This is a genomic window from Priestia sp. SB1 (genome assembly GCF_038898415.1).
In genome coordinates, this window is the sequence record NZ_JBBJSS010000031.1 from 1 (window position 1) to 3,175 (window position 3,175).

The 3,175-nt window shown below is 29.6% G+C and carries 3 protein-coding genes; 1 reads left to right on the forward strand and 2 read right to left on the reverse strand.

Annotation, left to right across the window (positions count from 1 at the left end; translation table 11 throughout):
* Positions 1–79 (forward strand): IS3 family transposase (locus WKH56_RS34980; protein WP_342837860.1); only part of this gene is annotated, 79 nt, incomplete at its 5' end.
* Positions 80–184: 105 nt separating this feature from the next.
* Here the strand turns inward: WKH56_RS34980 and WKH56_RS34985 are convergent.
* Positions 185–406 (reverse strand): helix-turn-helix domain-containing protein, encoded by a 222-nt coding sequence (locus WKH56_RS34985; RefSeq protein ID WP_098113951.1) that lies wholly within the window; start codon positions 404–406, stop codon positions 185–187.
* 10 nt (positions 407–416) lie between these two features.
* A complete protein-coding gene (locus WKH56_RS34990; RefSeq protein WP_342837858.1) occupies positions 417–893 on the reverse strand; it encodes a DUF2975 domain-containing protein in 477 nt (158 codons plus the stop codon).
* Positions 894–3,175: the final 2,282 nt, after the last annotated feature.

A 3,175-nucleotide genomic window follows, 5' to 3' on the forward strand; every position in this document is an offset into this window, starting at 1 on the left:
TACTTATTATAACAATGCCCGTATTCAAACAAAACTAAACAACCAGTCACCTGTACAATATCGGCAACTGGTCGTTTGAAAGGTGTTTTGATCCCTGTCTCAAAAACAGGGGTCAGTCCCGTCCCCCTTAGGATAGCTTTTTTGTTTTTTGATCTGAAATAAAACGAAGTATGAGGAAAATATATTAATCCTCTCTTTCCTCATTTGCTTGATATTCTAAAATATCTCCTGGTTGGCAATCCAATGCTTTACAAATTTCTTCAAGTGTTGAAAATCTAACTGCTTTTGCTTTTCCATTTTTCAATATAGAAAGGTTAGATATGGTTATTCCAACTCTTTCTGCAAGTTCTGTTACACTCATTTTTCTTTTAGCTAGCATGACATCAATATTAATAATAATGGCCATTTTAATCACCTCAGACCGTTAAGTCATTTTCTGATTTTATATCAATTGCTTCTTTTAAAAGTTTTTGGAGGACAGCAGCAAACACTGCGATTACCATAGAAGCAAAAATAGGAATCATACCAAATACTATAAGGCCTGGAGCATCATCTTTGTCAGCCATAAGGAAGACAAAAGGGAACATAATTACATATAAAATACTAATTGTACTCGCACAGTATTTTATTTTCTTCAAAACATCTACTGAGATTTGAGAGAACGCCTGGTTTTTATCGATATAAGTTAAAAGTTTAAAAGCTTGATACAGCGCGATAAAAAATGGTATTGCAGATACGTACATAATAGATACACCAGGGTATAGTAGGTATGCATATTCGGGATTAGCCGGATTGTTTGCTAAGTGGATAATACCAAATATACATAAAGCAAAAACTGGAATACTTATTAGTAAAACTGCAATTTTTAGAAATAATGATGAACCTTTTTTCATAAAATACACCTCACATGTTTGTTTTCAAATAAACTATAACATCTAATTTATTGTTTAACAATAAATTTTTGTTTTTAAATATAAATTTATTGTTGTTTTATTTATATGTATTTGTGCCTTGAGTAAACTATTCAAGATAAGTAAATCATCAAATTAACAACTTCAATACACTCATTTTGAACGTTCTTTTGAATGATGGAGTAACAATTTAATTACATCTATTTTGCTAGTGCTTGTACTATCTTTTAAAAAGCTAGCATTATACTATCACTTTCATTTAACTAGCTAAAACTAGCTGCTCCGGTATTATTATTTAGCTTTTGTTCTAAAAATATAGTGCTAGTATTTAAACACAAAATACTATCTCCTGCTAAAAGAAATACTCAAATATAGAACCATAGATAAAAAAGCTCAAAGAACCTTTGAGCTTTTTTAAGAATGAAATTTTCCCATTAAACAATACTCTGACCAATAGGGACATGTCTAAGGAGCGTACCAATTTAATGAAATATTCGTGTCACATTAACAAGATATGCGGGATATAAGGCACGTGTACCTAAAGGAAACAAGACTATTGGATGGTTTTTTTTAGGTAAGATTAAGTAAAAAGTTATGCTCTATCCAAAATAAACATAGTATTTAAAAAGAGGACTCAACAACCTTACAGAATAAAACAGAAACAACACTTGGTCTTATGAGACCAAGTGTTGTTTCTGTTTTAGATGAATTGAAAAACATATTCGATGCAAATTAAAAAAAGAAGAAGCTTTTAGTATCCATGAATGCGCATTAAAAAAGAAAAAATCACTTGAAGAAATAAGTGATTTTTTCTTTTGTTGAAAGGAATCAAAATATGAAAAATCTATTTAAATATCTGTTCTTTTTAATCGGCGGAGCAATTTGGATTAGCGTTTTAATATTCTCTATCTACACTGATCTTGCTAATGTTTATGGTTATAACCCTGTACGTATAGAGGAATGAAAAAGTAAAAAGACTCAAAATTATAAAGAAATATAAAAATAAACAACTTGAATATCGAAAAACACTTTGAGCAAACTATTCATGATGCCTACTAAAGGGCGCCTTCCACTGCAACCTTATGAAAAAGAAAGCTACCCTCCCTGGCAGCTTTCTTTTTTTATGAATTACTTATGGCATAAAATTCATTCGTTTAAACAAACTACTCATGATGATTCATATCATCATCTTGCCTAGCATAATCCATGAAAAAACTCCTGAACAGGCACCAGGGGTTTTTTCTATTTTTTGAGGGCATATCACATAAAAACCTAGTTATCATAATGGACTTCATTAGCAACAAGCTTTAAAATTCATCTCGTATAGTCGAACAGCTGAAATCAGTAATATTTAGTAGGAGTGATTAGTAAGTTGGGTCAGTTTTTTTGTCAGATTTGCGATTCTGAATTTAAAAGCTATAATAAAAATGCAAAATATTGTTCTCAGAAGTGTAAAGGAAAAGCATATATCAAACATTCAATTAAAAAATGTAAAATTTGTAGAAAAGAATATAAACCAATACGAGCTACAAGTAAGTTTTGTTCTCTTAAATGTTGTGCTACAGATAAGAAAAATACAATTGTTCTTATACCCTTTTTTGTATCTATGAGATATTCTAATTTGACTACTAGTTTAGACCTTGAACATTTTTTATATTAGCTCCGATAGTATACATTGAAGCATTTCATACCCTTTAATAAATACAGATTTACTATTTAAAGTTCGTATACCTTTTACGAATTTTGAACAAACTGTTGAAGATACCTGAAGTATCAATTTCAACGCAATATCTCGATACTTAGAAAAAAACTCCCTACCACATGGGGAGTTTTTTTCTAAGTATAATTCAAATTCTAGTTGACACATGTTTGATTTTTTTATTTTTTAAATTTATATAACTCATTGTATTTTCATCATATTTTCATTTTTCTTTTTTATAATGTACTTTGTAAAAAGAAAAATAATCCGTTCATCAAATATAAATAATACAAATCGTATGATTAGTTAAGCTCACTTTACTAATCATACGGTTTTTGATCATAAAAGATAAAATCATTCCTATGTAAATAAATGCATTCACAGAGACTACTTTCTGTGAATGCATTTATTTACATAGAGCAAACTACACAAGATGTATAAAAACATCACAACTAACTTATGTCATGAAAAAACTATTGGTCCTTAATTGAACTGCACCCCACTTGTTAGACAAAAACTAATAATTGGAGGTGCAGTTTTTTATGTCAAAACACACACTTGAAAC

What these genes read in the sequence shown, in the direction of transcription:
- WKH56_RS34985 (WP_098113951.1), bottom strand. Translation starts at nt 406, where the DNA reads ATGGCCATTATTATTAATATTGATGTCATGCTAGCTAAAAGAAAAATG.
- WKH56_RS34990 (WP_342837858.1), bottom strand. Translation starts at nt 893, where the DNA reads ATGAAAAAAGGTTCATCATTATTTCTAAAAATTGCAGTTTTACTAATA.